19 protein-coding genes are annotated in these 24108 nt (G+C 53.7%); 12 read left to right on the top strand and 7 right to left on the bottom strand.

All coding sequences use genetic code 11. From position 1 onward, the window contains the following. Positions 1-205 precede the first annotated feature (205 nt). Positions 206-1819, bottom strand: a complete 1614-nt coding sequence (gene cimA, locus J4772_RS06045; RefSeq protein ID WP_209074548.1) for a citramalate synthase — start codon at positions 1817-1819, stop codon at positions 206-208. A 133-nt stretch (positions 1820-1952) separates the two neighbouring features. Here cimA and J4772_RS06040 point away from each other — a divergent pair, with 133 nt between their 5' ends. The 8 genes from J4772_RS06040 (at position 1953) to J4772_RS06005 (ending at position 16183) form a co-directional block, all read left to right on the top strand. After that, positions 1953-3233, top strand: coding sequence for a DNA polymerase IV (locus J4772_RS06040; RefSeq protein WP_209074547.1), 1281 nt, complete (start codon positions 1953-1955; stop codon positions 3231-3233). 135 nt (positions 3234-3368) lie between these two features. After that, positions 3369-3605, top strand: a complete 237-nt coding sequence (locus tag J4772_RS06035; RefSeq protein WP_209074546.1) for a ferredoxin — start codon at positions 3369-3371, stop codon at positions 3603-3605. Positions 3606-3788: 183 nt separating this feature from the next. Continuing rightward, complete coding sequence (locus tag J4772_RS06030) at positions 3789-5621, top strand: CHASE2 domain-containing protein (protein ID WP_209074545.1); 1833 nt, start codon at positions 3789-3791, stop codon at positions 5619-5621. Between the two features lie 745 nt (positions 5622-6366). Further along, positions 6367-9078, top strand: coding sequence for a FecR domain-containing protein (locus J4772_RS06025; RefSeq protein WP_209074544.1), 2712 nt, complete (start codon positions 6367-6369; stop codon positions 9076-9078). 30 nt (positions 9079-9108) lie between these two features. Then, positions 9109-10686, top strand: a complete 1578-nt coding sequence (locus tag J4772_RS06020) for a stalk domain-containing protein (RefSeq protein ID WP_209074543.1) — start codon at positions 9109-9111, stop codon at positions 10684-10686. 223 nt (positions 10687-10909) lie between these two features. Further along, positions 10910-12745 carry an assimilatory sulfite reductase (NADPH) flavoprotein subunit gene (locus J4772_RS06015; protein ID WP_209074542.1) on the top strand — a complete coding sequence of 612 codons (1836 nt, stop codon included), beginning with the start codon at positions 10910-10912 and terminating at the stop codon, positions 12743-12745. Positions 12746-12779: 34 nt separating this feature from the next. Then, on the top strand, positions 12780-14495 hold the full coding sequence (cysI, locus tag J4772_RS06010) for an assimilatory sulfite reductase (NADPH) hemoprotein subunit (RefSeq protein ID WP_209074541.1): 1716 nt from the start codon (positions 12780-12782) through the stop codon (positions 14493-14495). A 215-nt stretch (positions 14496-14710) separates the two neighbouring features. After that, complete coding sequence (locus tag J4772_RS06005; RefSeq protein ID WP_209074540.1) at positions 14711-16183, top strand: L,D-transpeptidase; 1473 nt, start codon at positions 14711-14713, stop codon at positions 16181-16183. Positions 16184-16202: 19 nt separating this feature from the next. Here the strand turns inward: J4772_RS06005 and J4772_RS06000 are convergent, their stop codons facing one another. After that, positions 16203-16346: a hypothetical protein gene (locus J4772_RS06000; protein WP_181917449.1), complete on the bottom strand. Its 144-nt coding sequence runs from the start codon at positions 16344-16346 to the stop codon at positions 16203-16205. Between the two features lie 296 nt (positions 16347-16642). On the opposite strand from J4772_RS06000, the gene J4772_RS05995 reads away from it, so the two are divergent. Continuing rightward, positions 16643-17737, top strand: a complete 1095-nt coding sequence (locus J4772_RS05995; protein ID WP_209074539.1) for a quinone-dependent dihydroorotate dehydrogenase — start codon at positions 16643-16645, stop codon at positions 17735-17737. Between the two features lie 11 nt (positions 17738-17748). Next, the gene (locus J4772_RS05990) at positions 17749-18549 is read left to right on the top strand and encodes a GTP diphosphokinase (RefSeq protein WP_116059020.1); all 801 of its coding nucleotides are present in this window, start codon (positions 17749-17751) and stop codon (positions 18547-18549) included. A gap of 128 nt (positions 18550-18677) precedes the next feature. Here the strand turns inward: J4772_RS05990 and J4772_RS05985 are convergent, their stop codons facing one another. Further along, positions 18678-19130: a PCYCGC motif-containing (lipo)protein gene (locus tag J4772_RS05985; protein WP_209074538.1), complete on the bottom strand. Its 453-nt coding sequence runs from the start codon at positions 19128-19130 to the stop codon at positions 18678-18680. After that, complete coding sequence (locus J4772_RS05980) at positions 19130-19633, bottom strand: thioredoxin family protein (protein WP_116059018.1); 504 nt, start codon at positions 19631-19633, stop codon at positions 19130-19132. Before J4772_RS05980 ends, J4772_RS05985 begins: the two co-directional genes overlap by 1 nt. 148 nt (positions 19634-19781) lie before the next feature. Between J4772_RS05980 and J4772_RS05975 the strand changes: the two genes are divergently transcribed. Together J4772_RS05975 and J4772_RS05970 are read left to right on the top strand one after the other, a co-directional pair. Beyond that, complete coding sequence (locus J4772_RS05975; RefSeq protein ID WP_209074537.1) at positions 19782-20624, top strand: pseudouridine synthase; 843 nt, start codon at positions 19782-19784, stop codon at positions 20622-20624. 2 nt (positions 20625-20626) lie between these two features. Beyond that, on the top strand, positions 20627-21424 hold the full coding sequence (locus tag J4772_RS05970) for a Cof-type HAD-IIB family hydrolase (RefSeq protein WP_209074536.1): 798 nt from the start codon (positions 20627-20629) through the stop codon (positions 21422-21424). Positions 21425-21512: 88 nt separating this feature from the next. Here J4772_RS05970 and J4772_RS05965 read toward each other — a convergent pair whose 3' ends face one another. The 3 genes from J4772_RS05965 to J4772_RS05955 form a co-directional block, all read right to left on the bottom strand. Further along, positions 21513-21605 (bottom strand): sporulation protein YjcZ, encoded by a 93-nt coding sequence (locus J4772_RS05965; RefSeq protein ID WP_116059015.1) that lies wholly within the window; start codon positions 21603-21605, stop codon positions 21513-21515. A 174-nt stretch (positions 21606-21779) separates the two neighbouring features. After that, on the bottom strand, positions 21780-22730 hold the full coding sequence (locus J4772_RS05960; protein WP_116059014.1) for a D-2-hydroxyacid dehydrogenase: 951 nt from the start codon (positions 22728-22730) through the stop codon (positions 21780-21782). A 51-nt stretch (positions 22731-22781) separates the two neighbouring features. Beyond that, complete coding sequence (locus J4772_RS05955; protein ID WP_246016390.1) at positions 22782-23969, bottom strand: GGDEF domain-containing protein; 1188 nt, start codon at positions 23967-23969, stop codon at positions 22782-22784. Positions 23970-24108: the final 139 nt, after the last annotated feature.

The raw sequence follows: 24108 nt of genomic DNA, 5'->3' as shown, positions 1-24108 counted from the left end.
AAGCAAACAAAGAATTCTTTAAAGCTGCACCTGGAAATATTGTATATCGTACGTCCAAAGAGGAAGAACTTAAAATAGAGAATGTTATTCTCGATACTAGTTCGTCCCATGCGATTTTCAGTCCAAATGACTTCGCATTCGCCCTCCAACTTGTTGAATCCTAAAAAAAAATCGCCAAGGCTGCTGCAGCCCTGGCGATTTTAATTTAATGATTAACCAAGCCGTTAGTTTGCACCAGCTCAGGAGCGATGGCGCCTCCTTTGTCCATGCCGATCAACGAATACCGGATACTGTCGACCAACGCTTCCCAGCTTGCCTCGATTACGTTGGAAGACACGCCGACCGTGCTCCATGTATCCTTGAAATTCGTAGATTCGACCAGTACGCGAACCTTCGCTGCCGTTGCATCCTTTTCGTCCAGTACGCGCACCTTGTAGTCAGACAGATGAATATCGCGGATTCCCGGAAAAAACTGCACAAGCGCTTTGCGCAGCGCGTTGTCGAGTGCGTTGACCGGCCCGTTGCCCTCCGCTACGGTGTATACTTGTTCTCCGGCTACGTTAATCTTTACGATCGCTTCGCTTGTCATTCCGCCGGCGCTTTTCTCGACGGTAATCTTGAACGAATCGACGGTGAAAATCTGCACGGCGTCTCCGTACGCATCTCTCAACAGCAATTCAAGGGAAGCATCCGCGCCCTCGAACTGATACCCCTGATGCTCCAGCTCCTTGATCCGGTCGATTACCTCGCGGGACTTCATGCTTTCCGGATTGACGTCGAGTCCCATTTCTTGAGCCTTGGACAAAATGTTGCTCTGTCCCGCGAGCTCGGATACGAGTACCCGTTGCTTGTTGCCGACAAGCAGAGGCTCGATATGCTCGTACGTTTTGGAGTCCTTCATAATCGCCGAGACATGGATTCCGCCCTTATGCGCGAAAGCTGCGTTGCCAACGTACGGCTGATTGACCGGCATGTGGACATTGGCAATTTCGCTAACGTAGCGAGCTACGCTGGTAAGCGATCTGAGCTGCTCGTCGCTAACGCAGGAGTATCCCATCTTGAGCTGCAAGGTCGGCATGATCGAACACAGGTTAGCGTTGCCGCAACGTTCGCCGTAACCATTGATCGTGCCTTGAACTTGACGAGCGCCGGCTGAAATCGCTGCTAGCGTGTTGGCTACGGCCAGCTCGCAGTCATTGTGCGTATGAATGCCGATCGGAGCGTCGATAACCGATACGACGCGAGAGACGATCTCGCTGATTTCGCTCGGAAGCGTACCGCCGTTCGTATCGCACAGGATGATCCAAGCCGCGCCCGCATCTTTGGCTTTGGCCAGCGCCGACAAAGCATAGTCCGGATTAGCCTTGTAGCCGTCGAAAAAATGCTCGGCGTCAAATAGCGCTTCCATTCCGCTGTGCTTCACGTAAGCAAGCGATTCGTAGATCATCGCCAGATTTTCATCCAGCGTTGTCTGCAAAGCGGTATGAACGTGAAAATCCCATGTCTTGCCAACCAGCGTCGCAGCGCGAGCGCCCGATTCCGTCAAATGCTTCAGGTTAATATCCTGCTCGCAGACGCTGTTCTTCCTGCGGGTGCTGCCAAAAGCCGTTAACTTTGCTTGCAGCTTCATTTCGCGGACCCGGCGGAAAAACTCGATATCTTTGCTGTTGCTGCCCGGGTTGCCGCCTTCGATATAATGAACGCCCAGCGCGTCGAGCTTCAGGGCGATTTTAACTTTGTCCTCGGCAGTCAGGCTGATTCCTTCGCCTTGCGTACCGTCGCGCAAGGTCGTATCGAAAATACAAAGTGGAGTAGACATGCGTTACCGAAAAGCCTCCTTAAAAATAAAAACAGGTGAAACTATTATATCACGATTGGCATTAAATGTAGAGAGCGCGGTTCATTGCGGGCCCATCCATATTCTCTGTATAATTAGGAAACGATCGGAGGAGATGGATGTGAGCTTAGACGCGGGCAAGCGGCGGATTATTCTGCATATTGATATGAACGCGTTTTACTGCTCCGTTCACGCCGCTGAGGAACCGGGCCTATACAGAGGTAAACCGACGGCGGTCGCCGGGAGCGTCGAACTGCGCAAAGGAATCGTCGTCACTAGCTCCTACGAAGCTCGCGCGCGCGGCGTGCGAACGGGGATGACCGTTCGCCAGGCGCGAAGCTGCTGTCCTGAGCTGCTGATCATTTCTCCGGATTTTGATATATACCGGAAATACAGCCGCGGCTTCATGCGTATCGCAGGCAGCTTCACACCGCTGGTTGAGGCTGTATCGATCGACGAATGTTTTCTGGACATTACGGGCAGCTCGCAATTTGGTACTCCGGTAGAAATAGCCGAGACGATTGCCCGGAGAGTGAAGGAGGAACTGTCGCTTCCTTGCTCCATAGGAATCGCTCCTAACAAGCTTCTGGCCAAGATGGCCTCCGACATGCGTAAGCCCAACGCCATCACCATTTTGCGGAGACGGGATATGCCTGCGCTGTTGTGGGGGAAGCCGTGTCAGGCGTTGTACGGAGTAGGGGCTCGAACGGCGGATAAGCTGCTCAAGCTGAACATCCGCACGATCGGAGAGCTGGCCGCGGCCGACGAGAAGATGCTCATCGATCGATTCGGCGTGTACGGCAGCTGGATGAAAAATGCGGCTAACGGCATTGACTACGCGCCGGTCGAGCCGCTTCATGAAGCGCCCAAATCGATAGGCCATACGACGACGCTTCCGGCCGATTTGACCGAACGAGATCAATATCGCCGCGTGCTGCTTAATCTGGCCGATCAGACGACCCGGAGGCTTCGTCGTCAACGGATGGTATGCCAGACCGTGCAGATTACGATCCGGGATCCGGATATGCGCACCATCACACGCTCGTTTACGCTGCCTGTGCCGACGGAAGCGGCGAATGACGTCTACGAGCTGGCCTGCAAGCTGATGGATTCGCATTGGAAGGAGGGCAAGCCTGTCAGGCTGCTTGGCATTACGCTGCAAAGCTTGTCTCCAAAGCAGGATACGCCGCTGCAGCTCGATCTGTTCACCTATGAGGAGGAACCGAAAAAGCAGCGGCTGATGACCGCCATGGACGCGCTCAGAGACAAATTTGGCGAGGGCGCAGTGTTGACCGCCGGAATGCTCGGAGACGATCCGTCAACGCTTATTCGCAATAAGAAGCTTAGAGGGACATCTCTTCAGAAGGATTTCCTGCGGGAAGGCCCGGACGATTGAGCAAAGGCCGGAATACGCGAAAATTCAGGCGAAGCAGCTTATTTTCGTTTGATATTAACTAGGTTTTGTATTATATTGGACAGTAGCGGGACTACTAGCGTACGCGATACGGATTTTAAAATAGGAGGGTATCACATGGCTAAGTTTACCTACGTAGACAAAGACACATGTATCGCTTGCGGCGCATGCGGAGCGACGGCGCCGGATATTTACGATTATGACGACGAAGGCCTCGCCGAGGTGATCTATGCCAACGATGGCAATCACGGCAACACCGAAATTCCTGAGGATCTTTATGACGATCTGCAAGATGCATCCGACGGCTGCCCGACGGATTCGATCAAAATTGCGGATTCGCCATTTAATATGTAATTGACGAAAATGCGCAAAGAGCTCTTTCTTGGGTCTAGAGACCTAGGGGGGAGCTCTTTTTATAATGCCTTTCATGACCCTGGTCACAAAAGTCATTTTTTAGACAAAAACCAACATAAAGCCTTATACCTAATGTATAATAGATGCAAATTGGTATCTTTTACAAAGGCGGGCGGGTGGAGCTTGAAGGGGAAAATCAAAAGAATAGCGATCGCACTCAACGCCGTTCTTCTGCTCGGTTTATTTTTGATTCATCAATCGGGAGTGTTGCAGAAGTTCGATACATTGCTGTTCGATTACGATATGAAGACCGCTGCCGACCATCGGCCGGACGAGCGCATTATCATGGTCGCAATCGACGACGCGTCGCTTGCAGAGCTGGGAAGATTCCCTTGGGATCGTGCGGTATACGCGCCGTTTCTGGCGAACTTAAACCCGGAAGGGGACGAGCCTAAGGCGATCGCATTCGATATTATTTTCGGGGAGGAAAGCGACAATCCGGACGGCGATATGGCCTTTGCCGAGGCGCTCTCCACTTATCCGAACGTCATTTTGCCCGTAACGGGAATTATGGGAGACAACTTCAGTACTTCCGAGGTTAGACGCGATGAATATATCCAAGCGCAAGGAATCATAAAGCCCTACGAGTTGTTTTCCGAGCTTGTCCAACTAGCACACATCAATCGTGTCGTAACCCGCGACGGCGTCATTCGTCAAACCTGGCTCAAGATCCAAGGGCCGGATGGAGAGGTCGTCCCCTCCTTGGGATGGCAAATCGCAGAGATGGCGGGAGCGGATTTAAGCCGCTACGAAGACCTTACAGATCCGAGGAAATTCGGCGAGCCGGTGGCGAAAAATACGATAACGATCGACTACGATTTAATGACTGACGATTTTCTTACCGTGTCGTTCGTGGATGTGTTAAATGGAGCGCTGCCTCCGGATCTGCTCAAGGATTCGATCGTGATTGTGGGATTTACGGCGGTTGGTTTGACCGGGGACGGGGGACAGGACACAGGCGCTTCCCCGATCGAGAAGAATTTTAAGCTGATGTACGCTCACGGCAATATCGTTAATCAGCTGTTGAAGGGCTCGGAGATTGCTTACGCGCCGAGCTGGGCGGAACTGACATTTGCGCTGCTTCTATTTCTTCTATTTATATGGCTGCCGTGGAGACTGAAAAACATTTACTCCATTTTGTTGTTTTTGATCGTTTTTGCGGCTGCGTTGTACGGACAATATGCGCTCTACCAGGCCTCCGCTTTGCACGCGAGCATCGTTCTGGGCCTGCTTGCCATGCTGCTTGCCTATTTGACGAACGTCTCGCTCAAGTCCTATATGGACAGCACGCAGAAGAGCTTCGTTACGCGGCAGTTCGGACGCTATATTTCTCCGGATCTCGTCAAACAGATCGTAGCCCAGGACATCGAGATTAAGCTGGGAGGGGATCTCAAGCACATTACAGTGCTGTTCCTCGATATTCGCGGCTTTACGCCTCTTTCCGAGAAGCTGTCGCCATCCGAACTCGTCGATACGCTGAACACGATGTTTAATATGATTACGGAGACGACGCTTCGCAATTCGGGCACGATCGACAAGTTTATCGGCGATGCCGCAATGATTCTGTTTAACGCGCCGCTTGACGTGGCCGAGCATGAACGGATGGCTGTACAGACGGCATACGAAATTCAGCAGGGCATGGAGCAAATTCGTCAGCAGATTATGGACAAATACCAATGCGAGGTCAATGTAGGCATAGGTATTCACAGCGGGAACGTCGTCGTCGGCAACATCGGCTCCTACTTGCGGGTCGATTATACGGCAATCGGCGACAACGTCAACATTGCCGCGAGAATCGAGTCTCAAACCAAGAAGGGACAAGTCCATGTCTCAGAGCAGGTTTACGAGCAGACGAAGCCTTGGTTCCGCTACGATGAAGGCGAAGATCGCATGTTCAAGGGCAAGTCCCATCCGATTCGCGTCTACGAGCTGCTTGGACGCAAAGACGGGGACTAGTAGCGAGCTCCAGAAATAACGTAACGAAGCTGCCATGGATTTTGTAAGCGATTGAGAACCGCCATTTCTACCGAGTAGAGTTCGTTGTGCAAAAATCATAGCACGGAAAATCTGCTCCACATGTAAAGTCTGTCTCCAAGTTGGGGGATTGCACACAAGGAGAGCGACTCAAGAGTAATGTAATCCGGACATCGTAAACCTGCAAGCTTGGCCAGCATGCTTGCAGCCGTTCAATCTCGCGTTGGACGCTCTAAGCTTGACTAGCACGCTTGCAGCCGCGCAACTTCGCGATTAGACGCTCTAAGCTTGGCCAGCACGCTTGCAGCCGTTCAATATCGCGTTGGACGCTCTAAGCTTGACTAGCACGCTTGCAGCCGCGCAACTTCGCGATTAGACGCTCTAAGCTTGGCCAGCACGCTTGCAGCCGTTCAATATCGCGTTTGGACGCTCTAAGCTTGACTAGCACGCTTGCAGCCGTTCAATCTCGCGATTGGACGCTCTAAGCTTGACTAGCACGCTTGCAGCCGCGCAACTTCGCGATTAGACGCTCTAAGCTTGGCCAGCACGCTTGCAGCCGCGCAACTTCGCGATTGGACGCTCTAAGCTTGGCCAGTTGTCTTATACAGCTCCAGGTGAATTCATTACGTTATTTCGGGATCGCTCTAATTGAGACGCTGACTACTTTATACCTGATTATAAACGATACAACTATAATAAAACTGAACAAACGGGAGAGGTGTAATTAATGAAGAAGATTGTGGCTTATGTGCTGGGTCTGCTGCTGCTGGCAGCGCCTCTGCTCGGCGCGCTGGCTCAGGAGGCCTCTGCGGCGTCTTCCCGCGTCGCCGTAATCAAGGAACTTAAAGGCACGGTAAAGGTCAAGAAATCCGGGGGTTCGAAGGAATTTACGGCTTTCGCCAAAATGAGCCTGAACGAAGGGGATATTGTGACGGTCGGTTCAGACGGCTCCGCAGTGCTCCGATTTGCAAACGGATCGTCGGAGGACGATCAGATGACGGTGTCCGCCAATACGACCCTGACCTTCTCCAAGCTTAAGGAAGGCAAAAACACGGTAACGAAGGTCAGTGTAAAGAGCGGCTCGGTCTGGTCCACGGTAAAATCGATCAAAAGCGCGAGCGACGAGTATACGCTGGAGACGCCGACCGCCATCATGGGCGTGCGGGGCACAAATTTGCTTGTATACGTCGACCCGGTGACGGGAGATTCCAAGTTCGTCATTTTCTCGGGGGTCGGTCAGATCGCTCCTACGAATACGCGGACGATATCGCAGCCTCCCGACGTTCTTGTGTATCCTAACCAACAGGTAATGATCGACGACCGGAATCAAACGACTCAATTTCCGGGCGAAGTGATTCCGATCGATCTGTCTTCATTTTTGAACGGCGTTTCGCCTCAGGTCATTGAATCGATTATTGGGGCGAAAAATGCGATCGATCAGGAAAATCAGCAATTTATCGAGAAGAAAAAGCAAGAGCTTGAGGCGGGTCAGCCGGGCACGCCGACGGGATCAAGCGCAGATTTGGACAGAATCATCCAAAACCTGAACAATCTAATCACCAATATGTTGCAGGAAGCGCTGAAGGGAAACAAAATCACTCCGAGCGAGCTGCAAAAGTTAGTTGATGAAGCAAATCAGACGCTAAACAAGAAGATCGATCTTGCCAATACGCCTCCGCAAGTTGTATCGGATGCGGAGAAGCTGAAGATGGAACAGTTGAAGAAGCAGCAGGAGGCTCGTCAGGAGGCTGCCAAAAAGCAGAAGGAAGAGGAGCTTAAGAGCCAGAGGGAAAGCTTGATTAAAAAGCTTGAAGAGGAGCGGGCCAAGCAAGAGGAGGCCAACAAAAAAGCTCTGGATGATGCGAAGAAGAAAGCGAAGGAAGAATACGAGAAGAAGCTTTCCGAGGCGGAAAAGAAACGTTTTGAGGAAGAGAGCAAGAAGCGTGAGGAAGAGCTGAAAAAGCAGACCGCGCCAAGAGTTACTCCGACACCAACCACTGGCGGCGGGGGCGGTGGATCGAATCCAGGTTCGAGTCCGAGCTCAAGTCCAAGCCAAAGTCCTAGCCCGAGCCCTAGCGAGAGTCCAGATCCAACGTTGCCAAACGGGATTACAGGCTGGACTTTGATGACAGCTAGCGATCAGCCTTTGCAGATCCAGCGGACAAAGCAACTCGAGCAGGAACAACAGCACGAAACGATCTACGCGGTTAAAACAGAGTCTATGGTCACGTCGTTAAAGCTGAAGCTCGAATTCGGCTCGGATGTTAGTAAAGTGACGCTGGTGCGATCCGGCAACTCTAACGGAGGACAAACTATTGAATGGAACGCAAGCGGCGAAGTTAAGACACTTGAAGGACTTGAAACGGGATACGAGAATTTTGTCATCAACGTGACAAAGGAGCAATCCGATTCGTACTCTATTGAGCCTCTAAATAATTTGTTTGTACTTAATGGAGTAACTGAGCCTCTGTGGTTGACCCATCCGCAACCTTTCGGAATGGAGGGTACGACGTACAGCAGAGATCTGGAAAATCCAAACCTGTTCCGGGCAGAGGTGTCGTCGTCCACAGCGAATATTACACTATTTTCGAATCAAAGCGACTTCAAAATAGAGAAGGTAAAAGTCAACGGGGTCGAATTGTTGAGCAATTATCCCTTCTTTGATATCGAATTGGACGCAGGTGCGAACGAGATTGAAATCTCTCTTGCAGACCAAGCCTACTACTACAAGCACATCTACACGTTGATTGTGACCCGCGACGCTCCGCATGAGGAGAATCTGCCGGAAGGATTAGTCTCTTGGAACATCACTGTTGGCCAGCAGACGAACAATATCGTCGTTTCCGATGAAAAATTCGCGTATGCGATACTGCCTTCAGCGTCACAAGGTGTCTATCTTAATGTGGAATTGGCCGAAGGATACAGTGGAGAGATTGTACTGCCGAACAATTCGATAGATTTGGGCGGGCCGATTCAATTAGATATTTCTTCGGATGGTTATTACAGATACGAGTTGAACATCTCTAATTCCGAACTGGAATTTGAAGGAAGTATTGTCTTGACGGTTAAAGTCGGCAATGCGGCTGTCTACAACGAGCAAATGGGTGCTGGCGGCATCGGTTTGGGGGATGACAGCTACGAAATGACTTATGATCAACTAAACGGCGGTTTTTACTACAACTACAATGAAGTAGTACCTACTGTCAGGTTGAACCCATATATTTTTATAGGTAACTTCGTCCCGGATTTCATGAGTCCGGAAGATGTGCAAATTTTAGGGGATGAAAGAGAGGTTACTTCAGAGGGCTGGGAGTATTTCCTGTTCGGACTGCAGCCAGGCTTAAACAGTTACACACTGATCGTCGACCCGTTGCGTCAATTCGGACCGAATACGGTGGAATACAAATTGAACATTTTTGTTGGTTATCCCCAAGTCTAATCTTATCCTTTTAAGCAAAGGAGCTTTACCGTGAAAAATAATAAAATGAAACTGGCTGCGGTAGTGACGGCAATCGGAATTCTTGGCGGAACGTTCGCAACGGCCGCCGCAGCGGCTCCAAGCTGGACCCAATCCACCAAGCTGTACGAGGTGCGCTCATGGGCCGGACAAGCGGGGGTAGGGCATCGCGACGGGGCGCTGTCCGATACGACGTTTTATCATCCGAAGTCGGCGGTCGAGCTTGCAAATGGCCGCCTTCTGATTGCCGATTCTTTGAACCATCGGCTTAGAACGTTGGATGCGGACAAGTCGGCTCTCTATGCAGGGAGTTGGCTAGGCGAAGACGCTGCGGGGAACCCGCTTAGCGGATTGAACAACGATTCGGCTGAGCAGGCGGCATTCCATTCACCGGCAGGGCTTGCCGTTGACGCGAAGGGCAACGTCTACGTGGCGGACAGCGGCAACCATGCGATCCGGAAAATTATGCCTGACGGCACGGTATCGACGCTTGCCGGCAACGGTCTGCTCGGTTCATCCGACGGCAAGGGCGCGGAAGCAAAGTTCCACTCGCCTGCCGATGTCGCCGTCGATAGCAAGGGCAACGTCTACGTGGCGGACACGCTGAACCACTTGATTCGCAAAATCGCGCCTAATGGAACCGTATCGACATTGAATGCGGCTTCCGCTCGCTTGATCGAATACGTTCCGGGAGCGGTCGAGAATGCGGGAGATTTCCTAGACGGACCGCTCGCATCGGCCAAGTTCAACGAGCCGAGCGGACTTGCGGTCGATGCGAAAGACAATCTTTATGTGAGCGACCGGGGCAATCAGCGAATCCGGTATATCGATTTGACCTCCGGTCAGGTGTCCACCGTTGCCGGGGGAGGAAGCTACGACGGCGCGAACGCTTATTTCGTTCAAGGGGATTACGCCGACGGCAAGGCGGCCAAGTCCCGCTTTAACGCGCCGGAAGGCCTTGCCGTAACGGCTGACGGAGCGCTGGTTATTGCCGACAGCTTAAACCATGTCGTTCGGATGCTGAAGGACGGCCAAGTCACTACGATAGCGGGCGTTCCGACCGAGCCCGGCTCTGTCAACGGCGTGACCGCTTCCTCTCAGTTTAACCATCCGACTGACGTCGTCGCTCTTGCCGACGGCCGTCTGGCGATTGTGGACGAGTTCGGCAACAAGATTCGCATTGTTCAGAAGTACGCCGCCCCGGCCAAGCTTCCGGTCGGCGGGGACATAGCGGTGCTGCTGAACGGAACGCTAGTCTCTACCGAGGTGGCCGCGCAATTAAAAGCCGGCGCTGTGCTGCTTCCGGTTCGCGATGTGGGCAAGGCCCTCGGCTACCAGGTCGGATACGATAAGAAAACGGGAGAGGCGCTGCTGTCCAAGGACGGAACGGTTTATGCGATCTCGGAAGGCAAGGATGCTGTGAAGAAAACCGTTGCGGGCGCTAGCAATACGGTAAAGCTTAACGCCAAGACGGTGTCGATCGACGGCAGAATGTTTATTCCCGTTCGTTTCTTCGCCGACGAGAGCGGACTAGATATTCAGTGGGACGGCGCCGCCAAAATCGTCGTCATTCGGAACAAGGAATTCTAAACGCGAGTCCGAAGCAGGCCGGGCAGCTCTGGTGAGCGCCTGGCCTGTTTTTGTCAAGACGGCGCCGAAGATTGCTCCTATTAGCTTATCTGATTAATGCTATAAGATCATTCTAATTGACCCTTTTCGCTAGCTGTGGTAGGTTCAATTAAGTAAAATAAATTAAGGTCAGTTGAATACTAGGAATAAAAGATTAGCATATGCGCGCGCGAGGTGGATAACGTTGGTTCTACAAGTAACAAACAGTCCTTTCGATCAGGAACAAGTCGATCTGCTTAATCGACTGCTGCCCCAATTAACGGAATTGCAGCGAGTTTGGCTGAACGGCTACTTAGCGGGATACTCGGGAGCTGCCCCGGCAGTTGCGGCAACAATAGCGCCGGCAGCAGAGGCTCTATTCGCTTCGGCAGCGCCGGTCGCTCCGAAGGAAGCGACCGTGCTCTTCGGATCGCAGACGGGCAACAGCAGCAAGCTGGCGAAAAAGCTGACGAAAAAGCTGGAAGATCAGGGCCTACAGGTCACGATCGCTTCGATGAACGATTTTAAACCGAATACGCTGAAGAATGTCAGCAACCTGTTGATCGTAGTCAGCACGCATGGCGAAGGAGAACCGCCCGACAGCGCGATTGCTTTCCACGAGTTTCTGCACAGCAAGCGGGCGCCGAAGCTGGAGTCGCTGAGCTTCTCCGTTCTGGCGTTAGGCGATACTTCCTACGAGTTTTACTGCCAGACGGGCAAAGACTTCGACAAACGGCTGGAAGAGCTGGGCGGCACACGGCTTGCGGACCGCGTCGATTGCGACGTGGATTTCGACGAAGCAGCCGAGCAATGGATGTCGCAGGTTGTCTCGGCGCTTAGCGTGCCTGCTGCCGGAGCTGCGGCGGCCGTATCGGCTTCCCCGGCGACTGCAACGGGTGCAGCGGTTGAATCCGAATATTCGAGATCGAATCCTTTTCAGGCGGAAGTGCTTGAAAACTTGAATTTGAACGGACGAGGCTCCGACCGGGAAACAAGACATCTGGAAATCTCCCTGGAAGGCTCCGGTCTTCAGTATGAGCCCGGCGATAGCTTGGGCATTTACCCGCAGAACGATCCCGAGCTGGTCGCTGAACTGATCGAAGCGATGGGGTGGTCGGCGGGAGAGCAAGTGACGATCAACAAAAACGGAGACAAGCTCCCGCTTGGCGAAGCGCTGCGCAAGCATTTCGAAATTACGGTGCTGACGAAGCCGCTGCTGGAGCAGATCGTCAAACTCACGCCGAATAGCGGCTTGGGCGTACTGCTGGAGGCTGGCAAGGAGCAGGATCTTCGCGCTTATATTTCCGATCGCGATCTGCTCGATCTGGCGACGGATTATGCGCTGAAAGGCGTGCCGGCAAGCGAGTTCGTGACGATTCTTCGCAAGCTCCCGGCTCGCCTGTATTCGATCGCGAGCAGTCCGAGCGCTTATCCGGGCGAAGTGCACGTGACAGTGCGCGCGGTGCGCTACGAAGCGCGCGAACGCGCCCGCAAAGGCGTCTGCTCGGTTCATCTGGCCGAGAGAGTGGCTTCCGGCGAAGCGCTCCCGGTGTTCATTCAGCAGAACGACAATTTCAAGCTTCCTCAGAATTCGGAATCGCCGATTATTATGATCGGACCGGGCACTGGAGTTGCTCCGTTCCGTTCGTTCCTGGGCGAACGGGAAGAAGCGGGCGCTTCCGGAAAATCGTGGCTTTTCTATGGAGACCAACATTTTTCAACGGATTTCCTGTATCAGGTCGAATGGCAGCGTTGGCTTAAGGATGGCGTGCTGACGCGCATGGACGTTGCTTTTTCCCGCGATACGGATCAGAAGGTGTACGTGCAGCACAGAATGCAGGAACACGCCAAAGAGCTGTACCAGTGGCTGCAGGATGGCGCATACGTTTACGTGTGCGGTGACGAGAAAAAAATGGCGCATGACGTTCATCAGGCGCTGTTGAACATACTCGTGCAAGAAGGCGGCATGACGTCGGAGGCGGCGGTCGAGTATATGGCTCAGCTTCAGCAGCAAAAACGTTATCAGAGGGACGTCTACTAATCCGGCCGCGACGATCGTGAGAGGAGAATACACAATGTCGGAAAATAACTTGTTGAACCCCAACAGCGCTCCCCACAGCGATGTCGAGGATATAAAAGTTCGCAGCAACTACTTGCGCGGCGTCCTGGTAGAGGCGATGGAGGACCGGATTACCGCCTCCATTCCCGAGGATGAGAACCGGCTGATGAAATTTCATGGCAGCTACATGCAGGACGACCGCGATTTGCGCAATGAACGAGCGAAGCAAAAGCTGGAGCCGGCCTATCAATTCATGCTGCGCATTCGCGCTCCCGGAGGCGTAATCACGCCGGAGCAATGGTTGATGATGGATCGAATCTCGAAGAGCTACGCGAACGAATCGATTCGGCTGACGACTCGTCAGTCTGTGCAGCTCCACGGCGTTATTAAATGGAACATGAAGAAGACGATTCAGGAGATTAACGCTTCGCTGCTGACAACGCTGGCTGCATGCGGCGACGTGAACCGCAACGTGATGGCGAGTCCGAACCCGTATCAATCCGAGGTTCATGCCGAAGTGTACGAGTGGGCCTCGAAGCTCAGCCGTCATCTGGAGCCGCAAACGAACGCGTATCACGAAATTTGGCTGGATGGGGAAAAGGTAATCGACTCGAACGCAGAGCAGGAGCCGATCTATGGACCGGTGTACTTGCCTCGGAAGTTCAAAATCGGACTCGCCGTGCCGCCGACGAATGACGTTGACGTATTTTCCCAAGATTTGGGTTTCATCGCTATTATTGAGGACGGCAAGCTGTCAGGCTTTAACGTAACGGTCGGAGGCGGCATGGGAATGACGCACGGCGATCCGAAAACTTATCCTCAGATCGCCAGAGTCGTCGGATTCTGCAAGCCGGAGCAAGTCGTTGACGTAGCCGAGAAAACCGTGACCATTCAGCGCGATTACGGAGATCGCGCGGTTCGGAAGCACGCGAGATTCAAGTATACGATCGACGATCGCGGCCTCGACTGGTTTAAGGACGAACTGACTAAACGGTTGGGCTGGTCGCTGGAGGCGGAGCGCGAATATCATTTCGACCATAACGGAGATCGCTACGGTTGGGTGAAGGGTTTTGACGGCAAATGGCATTTCACGCTGTTTATCCAAAACGGTCGCATTAAGGATGAAGAAGGCTATCTGCTGATGACGGGCTTGCGGGAAATCGCTAAGGTTCACGAAGGCGATTTCCGGATTACGCCGAATCAGGGGTTGATTATCGGCAATGTCAGTTTCCGGCGGAAGAAGAAAATCGAAGCTCTGCTGCAAACCTATCGTCTAACAGACGGCAAACGGTATTCCGCGTTGCAGAGAAACTCGATGGCTTGCGTCGCCTTGCCGACTTGCGGTCTGGCGATGGCCGAATCCGAGCGGTATTTGCCGGACTTGCTGGACAAGATCGAGCCGCTGCTGGAGCAGAACGGATTGCGCGACGACGACATCGTCATCCGCATGACCGGCTGCCCGAACGGCTGCGCCCGTCCTGCGTTGGCGGAGATTGCTTTTATCGGGAAGGCTCCCGGAAAGTACAACATGTACTTGGGCGGAGGCTTTGCCGGTCAGCGTCTGAACAAGCTCTACAAGGAAAATATTGGTGAGAAGGATATTCTCGAATCCCTGTCCTTGCTTTTAGGGCAATATGCCAAAGAGCGCCGCGAGAGCGAACATTTCGGAGATTTTGTGATCCGGGCCGGGCACGTCAAGGAAGTGCTGTCCGGGCTAGACTTTCATTCTTAATTGTAACGGGTATGTATCCCCTGACGATGAGGCGGCGCTTTGCGTGCCGGGGGGATGCATCCCTTTTTTATATGCCAGCAAGGACCGCGGATTTAGGGCATTTTGATTTCAGCGGTCTTTCCTGCGGGATAACGGAGTTTTGTCAGCGCTTTAGAACCGGAGGGGAAAAACCGATAATAATGGAGGGATGAAAAGATTCAGACGGTGGTGAGGGCATGAGCAAGGAATCTCGCATTGACGAACAGATTCAGCACTTCTACGACAACGTTCCCAATGTCGGAGACGATCTGCCGCTCAAGGAATACCTCCTTAAACACGAGGACAGCCGCATGGCTTGGTATTTGCTTGGCAAGGAGTATGAAAGCAAGGGGGACAAGGCGAAAGCAACTTATTGCTTCGCTCAGGCCGGAGAAATTTACGAGGCGTTCGAATCGAAGCCGGCTCCGCAGCTCCCCGAACATAAAACGGGCAAAAAATCCGGATGGAAAAAATGGACGGCAGCGCTGCTTATTCCGCTTGTCCTTATAGGCGGAGCGACTGCAATCGTATGGGGGCTGTTGCCGGATTCGGAAGATGCCGCGGCGATCGAGACGACCGTTCCGGAGTCTCCGGTCGTATCTCCGCAGACAAGCGCGCCCCCCAAGCCGGCGGTCGGCAGCAAGCCCGCACCGCTGCCTGCAGGCGTTATTCCTCCCGATCTGATTGCGGGTGCGCCGGGGCCCCAGGACCAGGGAAGCGGGGTGCTAGGCGAGCTGCTGACGAACAAGCCCTCGCGTCAGCCCCGCTTGCTGGTCGCTGTCCCTAGATTAGGGAAGTGGAACGATTGGGTTAAAGGCGGCAAACCGATCGCGACGGTGACTTCCGACCGCGAATCGGGATTGGCCGGCGTCCAGTGGTTTGATCCGAAGTGGTGCGACTGCAAGCCGGAGGACGGCAAAGCCGCCTCCAAGCTTGTCGACGGCTGGAAACCGCTGCAGGAAGAGAAACTGGCTCTGCGCTCCGCGATGATTCGCTATAAAGAGCGAACAGGCAAATGGCCGGCTTCGCCGGAAGCGATGGCCGGAGATTATCCGGCGAATACGATGGGCGGCTGGACGGAGAGCATGTCGGCGTGGTTCGACGAATTAAAAGCCTTGCTAACGGATAAGAAGGATGGCAAAATTCCGCAAACTGCCGGTTGGCCGGATCGGACGGGACCGGATTCCGGGCACGGGGCGCCGGCCGGAACATTGGCCTCAATGGCGGAGCAACCGATGGAAATTATCGTCGACAAGAGCAATCATCGGCTTGCAGTCGTTAGCGGCGATGTAATTCTGCGTAATTACGAGGTTGGCTTGGGAGGCAACAAAACGCCTGAAGGCAAGTTCGTCATCTCGGAGAAGGTGAAGGATCCGAACGGCAGCAGCACCGGCGCTTTTGGAAGCAGGGGCATGACGCTGTCGGATACGCGCTACGGCATCCACGGTACGGATGAGCCGAAGAGCATGGGCAAGGACGAATCGCTTGGCTGCGTAAGGATGAAGAAAGAGGATATCGAAGAATTGTACGATCTGGTTCCGATGGGAACTCCGGTTACAATCGCACAAGGGGGCTTGCCCGACGAGCTGCGAGCGCCTCCGGAACGATTCCGGCTGCCGAGCACGCAGAACGAGACAAACCCCCACAAAGTTTATGATTGGTTAGGTTAATGAATGCGGCGGTTGCGGCTTAGACGTCCAACGAGAGCAGCACCGCCATAATCACAATAACGACACCGACGGCCGCCCCGATCCAAATGAGCGCCTTTTTGTTGATTTGCTCCTTTTCCTTTGGACGTGACGTGACGGGCGGTTTCTTTTTCAGTGTGCTCATGAATATCAACCTCTCTATCCTATAATTCGCGAACTCCTTCTATTGTAATCGTTTTCCCTGGAAAATACCAGACAAGCTCTTACTGGCCTTAACGTATGTCCCGGGCGGAAGAGAGTATGGCGTTAATGGCCCAAAGACGGTTCTTAAGGCGTAAATTTGTCCGCTCTTCAATCGCTCTTGGGAGATGCGTGTACCCCGCTGGAACAAAAAGGCGCGATGCCCTTTTCTTTTCCTTGCGAAAAGGCTAAACTGTTACCCGAAAGGTTTTCTTTGGAGCGAAAGGATGTCGAACTCAATTGTTATATCGTATTGCAAAACCGCTGTTGTTTAAAATGGATCCGGAAGCCGCTCACCACTTGATTATTGACGGAATGGGAGCCGCGGGAAAGGTGCCCGGCATGCCGGGGATGTTGTCCGCAATCTGGGGAACTAAAGCGTCGCCGGAGCTTGCCGTGGATTTGTTCGGCCTCCACTTCTCTCATCCCGTAGGCTTGGCCGCCGGACTGGACAAAAACGCGAAAGCGGTGGCCGGACTGTCCAGGGTCGGTCTGTCGTTCATGGAAGTGGGCACGGTAACGCCGAAAGGCCAGGCCGGCAACGAACTGCCGCGTCTGTTCCGTCTTCCGCCGGACGAAGCGCTGATCAATCGGATGGGCTTCAACAACGATGGAGCGGATGTGATGGCCCAGCGGCTCGCCAAGCTGAAACGGCATCCGATTCCGCTTGCGGTTAATATCGGCAAAAACAAGGTTACGCCCAACGAGAAAGCCGCTGAAGATTATCGAGCATGCGTCAGCAAGCTGTTTCCGTACGGAGATTTCTTCGTCGTCAATATCAGTTCGCCGAATACGCCGGATTTGCGCGCCCTGCAGCATGGAGACGAGCTAAGAAGCTTGCTCGACGCGGTAAAGGACGAGATGGGCAAGCAAGCGGCGCGACATGGGCAATTGCCTAAGCCGATTCTCGTGAAGATTGCGCCGGACAACACGGAAGAGCAGCTTGAGTATATGGCCGAGGCGATTCAGTTGAGCGGGATGTCGGGCATTATCGCGACGAATACGACGATCGGCCGGGACGGATTGACGCATCGGAACGCCGGGGAAACCGGCGGGCTCAGCGGGCGCCCGTTGACGCAGCGTTCGACCGAGGTCGTGCGCAGCATCTACAAGCTGACGAAAGGGAAGCTGCCGATTATCGGCTCGGGCGGTATTTTTACGGCGGATGACGCTTATGAGAAAATTCTTGCGGGTGCAAGTTTGGTCGAGGTTTATACGGCAATGATCTATAAGGGGCCGGGACTGCTCAAGGAGATTCACGGCGGTTTGCTGAGAAGACTGAAGCAGGACGGGTTCGATCGGATTACTCAAGCGGTGGGTGCGGGCGTTCGTTAGGAGGAATGTCGATGGACGGAATGGATTGGGGGAAGTTCCTGCTTCCCTATGAGCAAGCGGTGGAAGAACTAAAGGTCAAGCTGAAGTCGCTGCGCTCCGAGCTTAAAGCCAGGGATGAATACGCTCCGATTGAATTCATTACCGGCAGGGTGAAGCGGGTATCGAGTATTTTGGAGAAGGCGCGGCGTTTGAGCGTTCCCTTGGATCGGATCGAAGTTGGCATCGAAGATATTGCGGGCATCCGTATTATGTGCCAATTCGTGGACGATATTTACCGCGTTGCGGATATGATTCGTCAGCGCAAAGATTTGACGCTGGTGTATGAGAAAGACTACATTACGAATTACAAGGATAGCGGCTATCGCAGCTACCACTTGATCGTCGAATATCCGGTTCAGACGTCGCTCGGCTCCAAGCCGGTTCTGGCGGAAATCCAGGTTCGGACGCTCGCGATGAACTTCTGGGCGACGATTGAGCATTCGCTTAATTATAAATACCGCAACCAGTTGCCCGAGCACGTTCGGGAGAGACTGCGCAAAGCGGCGGAGGCGGCGTTCTCCCTGGACAACGAGATGTCGAATATTCGGCAAGAGATCGTTGACGCGCAGCGCGACTTCGAGGAGAGCTCGCTTGTCGTTCGGCGGGTGCTTAACGAGATTCAGGAGCTTTACTACTTCCGCAGAGTCAGGGAGGCTGCGCAATTCCAGCGCCGCTTCAACGAATTGTGGGAGCAGGATGATTTATGGGGGCTTAAGGAGCTGTTGAGCGAAGTGCAGGCGGCGCTTGCGCGTGCGCGCAAAGGCGGGCAGTAGGTAGGATGTCCCGGCGTCGGAAGCGGCGATGAAATGGAAAAGAAGCTATCTCATAAGCAGGGTCGTACAAGATCATTCTTTCGTACGACTCTTTTTTGCTTACGAGGCAGCTTCTTGCTGTAAGAAGGTTAAGCGTTCGGATTAAAGTTGTCTTCGATCAACTGATGGATCTGCTCCGGCGTTTTGCCATCCTTGCTCCATTCTTCGATTTTGGCGAGCTCCTCCGTGCAGATGCCGCAAGTGCTGCTGTGATCGGTCCAGGTGACGCCATCTTCGCCCTGATCGGCCACATAGCATCGGAATAAAGAGGAGTGAGCGTCCTCGTAATCCATGCATCCGCAGTAGCAGTTGACCGATTTCATAATGTCTTGATACTTGTCGACGATCGTGTAGAGACGCTTTGTTCTTCCCGAATAGTTTTCGAGGAAGGACGGCATCTCCGTGAGCGAAGCTTTGACTTCCCAAGTTTCGTTTCCATGGCGATGGGGTTCGCTGTCTTTGCCGCCTCCGCCACAAGCGACAAGAAGAATTCCTCCGGCGAGCAGCGCGGTCGGCAGAGCAAGCAGCCACTTGCCGTTCATCAGTCGTTACCTTCCGGTTTGTGTTTCTCGAAGAAGGCCTTGAAATCGTCCAATGAATAGCCCGCCGTCGTGTCCGACTCCTTCAAGCCGCCTTTCATGCGATCGATTTCCACGCCGTCTTTGAAGTATACTAACGTAGGGGTTGCCTCGATATTCATTTTACCGAAATAGTTCTCGAACTCCCGCAAGTTGAATTGGTGCATGTTGATGCCCAGTTCGTCGGCAAGCGGCTTGAGCTTCGGCGTTGTGGCTTTGCAATGCGGACAGTTCGATGCGTAGAAGTAGACGAAGAAGCTTTCTTTGTTCTCCAGCTTTTTGTCCAATTCGTCCGGTAAAATAAGATTGCTGTAGTTCGGATCGTTCAATTGCGCGCGGGTCTCGGGCCAGAGCTTGTTTTCGGGTTTGCCGTATACGGTGTCCGGCTTCATGTTGTTTAGTACGACGAGCGCGATGATCAGCACGGCGAGAATGCCGAAGAAGATCGACAGCTTTTTGGCGTTCATTAATGATTCCCCCAATTTGAACAATTAAAATGTATGAAGTCATGGACAAGCGTCCCGAACTCTCTTACATTATACCTAATAAGATCGCCGAACAAAACTGGGAATACGCCATTGACATGAAACTGTCAAATAGAAAGCAGGTATAAAAATGAAAGTGACAATCCGTCTAGATAAAATGCTCGGAAACTTGGGATACGGAACGCGAAGCTCGATTAAGCAATGGGTCAAGCAAGGGGCGGTTAGGGTGAACGGAGAGGTCGTCAAGGATCATGGGCGGCAAATTCGTCCGAACGACGATACGGTCGTCCTGAACGGAGAAACGATCCGTTACCGCGACACGGTGTACGTGCTGCTGCATAAGCCTGCCGGGGTCGTCTCGGCGACAGAGGACATGAGAGACCGGACGGTGATCGATCTGCTCGATGAGGAGATTACGGTGCTGTCGCCTTTTCCGGTCGGAAGGCTGGACAAAGATACGGAGGGGCTATTGCTCATTACGAATGACGGAAAACTGTCGCATGAGCTTCTCTCCCCGCGAAAACACGTCCCGAAAACGTATCGCGCCCTAGTGGCGGGCGCCGTCGGTCAGGAGGATGCGGAGGCGTTCGAGCGAGGCGTTGAGCTGGACGACGGCTATGTGACGATGCCGGCGCAGTTGGAGGTGCTGGCGTCTCTGTCCGCCGCCGCTGGAGACTCAGAGGGGCAAATGAAGGCGGACAAGCCGGAGGCAGCCGCGGAAATGTCCGCCGTACTGGACTTTGCACCCTCAGGCCCGAACGCTACGCCGTTAAGCTGGATCGAGCTGACCATTCACGAGGGCAAGTTCCACCAAGTGAAGCGGATGTTCGAAGCGGTGGGGAAAAAGGTGCTCTACCTTCGACGAGTGGCGATGGGGCCGCTGAAGCTCGACCCCGGCCTAGCTCCTGGAGATTGGCGCGAACTAACCGAGGACGAAATCGACAGCTTGAGAAATTACCGGAAGGAAGGTTAGAAATGAACTATCGTTTAATTGCTTTGGATGTAGACGGCACGCTCCTTAGCGACAATCACGAGCTTACGCCGAGAGTCGCCGCGGCGGTCCGGGAGGCTGCGCGGCAAGGGGCGGAGATTGTCATCTGCACAGGCCGCGGCTCTACGAGCGCGCTGGGAGTGCTGAGGGAGCTCGGCCTGCAGGGCACGATGATTACTCATAACGGAGCCTCTATCGTCGACAGCGAGACGAGGGAAGTGATTCATGATACGGCGATCTCTCATGAGCTTGCTCGCCGCTACATGAACTTTTTGCAGGAACGGGGCATTCATTTCGATCTGAATACGGCGTTTGACTTGTTCGTCGAGGAGATGAACGAGGAAGCGGCGGCGATGTACGAGCATCTGCTTGCCCAACCGATTCGGAGAAGCTTTGCGGAAGCACTGCCCGAGCCGCTGGTGAAAATGTCGATTTACGCGCCGAAATCCGTGTTGGACACGGTGGAAATAGAGTGGCACAGCTGGACGCACGAGCTGCAGACGATCCGGAGCGGGGATTATTTTATCGACGTGCAGCATCCGAAGGCTAGCAAAGGACAGGCGCTGCGCTGGTTGGCCGAACAGAGAGGGATTGCTAGAGAGAGCATATTGGCGATGGGCAATTATTATAACGATATGGAAATGCTTGAATATGCCGGACGGGGTGTGGCAATGGACAACTCCCCCGCCGAAGTGAAAGCCGCCGCAGACGAAGTGACCGTCTCCAACAATGAAGACGGCGTCGCCGTTATACTGGAGCGTCTGGTCCAATCGGCGCAATAATGTTAGGCGACAATAAAAGAGCGCATGTACCCCGAGGAAGGAGGTACATGCGCTTTTATCATTAGGATCGATGCTGCTTCCGGCCGACTCAGTAACCGGCGCGCAAAATAATGACCAGCAGAATAAACAAGACCAGCACGAAGGCTGCCGATGCATAGTATCCGCCGACTACACCAGACATGCAAACTCCTCCTTCATGAAGTTGTTTAGGGGAGCCGAAGCGGGTGTATCTCGTGCGTTGACCCTTTCCTCGGCCTACACCTATATTATGAAGAAGGAAGAGCGCGGATTGGACATTTACCCGGAATGCACGATTTTGGGCAAATGCGGAGCCGGACGTTCGGCGTAAGCTGCTTTAGTAATTGCGGTCTAAATCGACTACATTGCGAGTTGGTTGACCCGTCGATAGATAAGCGTCCAGGTTTTCGAGGAAAATGTCCGTCACGAGCGCTTTGTAGTTGTCCGTCCAACCTCCGATATGCGGAGTAATGATAACGTTGTCCATCGGCCAAAGCGGGTGGTCGGCCGGCAACGGCTCTTCCTCGAATACGTCAAGGCCTGCTCCCCCGATCTCGCCTTGCTCCAAAGCTGCGACGAGCGCTGCGGTATCCACGGACGCACCGCGTCCGAAATTGAAGAAGAGAGCGTCGGTCTTCATGGCTGCAAACTTCTCGGCATTGAAAATGTGGTGGGTCTCTTCGGTGTAGGGGAGCACGTTGACGACCATGTCGCTGCGAGACAGAACATCGCCCAGTTGATCCATTCCGTACATTTCGTCGACAACGTCGACAGGGCGGGCGCTCTTGCGCACGCCGAGCGTCGTCATGCCGAACGCCTTCGCCAAGCGGGCCATTTCCGTTCCGATCGCACCGACGCCGACGATGCCGATCGTTTTGCCGGCAAGCTGGGAATAGCGCTCCGATGCGCGCCATTCGCTATCGCTCTGTCGGCGGATCGCGTGATGCAGATTGCGGCTGAAGGCCAGCAGCATCGCGAACAGCGTCTCGGTCATCGATATCGGATGAATGCCGCTGGCGCTTGTCAGCGCCGCTCCACTCTCGCGAAGCCGATCCAGAGGCAGCTTATCCACGCCTGCGGAAGTCGTCTGCACCCATTTCAGATTGACGGCGGAATCGAAAGAGGTCGTCATCGCGGAGTCCCAGCCCAGTACGATTTCGGCATCGCGGTATTGCTCCTCCGTAATCTCGGAATCGCGTGCGGATACGATGGTCCACTCCGGAATTCTCCGACGGACTTGCTCCAGCTGGTCGGGTTTAAGTTGGAAAAGCATCAATAAAGTAGGCATACTCGCTTGTCACTCCTCGTGTGGAATAAATAACCGGCGCTGAGGCCGAGATTAGACTTTGCGACGCGACGGAGCGGCCGTCGGGCTCGACGAACGCTTCAACGCGGCGAAATCGGTAACCCGGTTTTTGCCGTTTGTCTTGCTGTGGTACATCGCTTCGTCCGCCTGCTTCATGAGAGATTCCGACGTATCGCCGCTCGCACCCATGCTGAAGCCGACGCTGATCGTGACGATGCTCTCCTTCTCGGTGCGGGAGCGGATGCTCTCGGCGGTTTTCGCCACGGCGGATACCGGCCCGACGACAAAAGCGACGAGTTCTTCGCCGCCGTATCTTCCGGCCAGGCCGATTCCGTCCGTTTCCTCCATCAACAGCGCCGCGACCTGCTTCAGAACGCCATCGGCCTTATGATGCCCCTGCGTATCGTTCAACTTCTTGAAATTGTCGATATCGCAGAAAATCGCCCCCACCGGCCGGCCGCTTTTCAAAATCGGGTCGAGTCTGCCCATAAAGTATCTGCGGTTATACAGGTTGGTCAAGCCGTCCGTAATGGAAGAGCGGTAGACGGATTGCAAAATTTCCACGACCCGTTCGAAAATGATGGCGAAGAGCAGAATATAATAGAACACCGGCAGCAAGCCCGCGATCGTTTTGAAAATCGCGGCTTCGGGCGCCCAATAAATGGACGAAATGCTGGAAAGCTGCATGGTGAAGGCGATCCATAGGTTGGTCATATACTTGCGGGGCTGGCCGATATGCGGAGCGAACATCAGCACGAACAGCGGAGCAAGCAGCAGCAAGTAGCCGTCGAGCGCAGGCGTGGAGCGGATGCCTTCAGCCCATTCCTGATGCGACGAAAGCGCTTCGGGAAGGATGTCTAATGCGGCGACGACTAGGCCCGTCGCAAGCAGTCCGTAAAACCAGACCTTTGTTCTCGGGCGCCTGCGGTGATACAGCTCGAAGATGGCGAAATTGATGACGATAAACGCAAAAACCTGCAGCAGCTTCCCAGTGAAAATCAGAAGGGGAGACGACGGCGTCATTCCGAGCGAGACGGTCATTTGCAGCAGCTGTTGGATCAGAATGAAAGCGAGGGAAGTCAGCAACGACCTGTAGGCCTGCCGCCGATTGCTCGCGAACAGTCGGTAAGACATGAACAGCATCAGTGAGACAATGACGACGGCCATTGCCGATGAGAACAGCAAGGCCAAATTATCGGGAGTCAGCGTGATCAGGAACATGTGGATCTCCTTCTAAAGCAGTCTGGGAAGCTTGCAGAACATATGTTTCTAATATATCATATTTTGAGAGAGACGATATAGGTTGAATTTCGGAATGCAATGGGTCTTCCTTTACGATTCAACCTGTATCGCATCCTGA

Source organism: Cohnella sp. LGH, assembly GCF_017671885.1.
Classification (GTDB): Bacteria; Bacillota; Bacilli; order Paenibacillales; family Paenibacillaceae; genus Cohnella; species Cohnella phaseoli.
The sequence above is the reverse complement of the archived record's forward strand: the minus strand, read 5'-3'. Positions and strand labels throughout refer to the sequence as shown.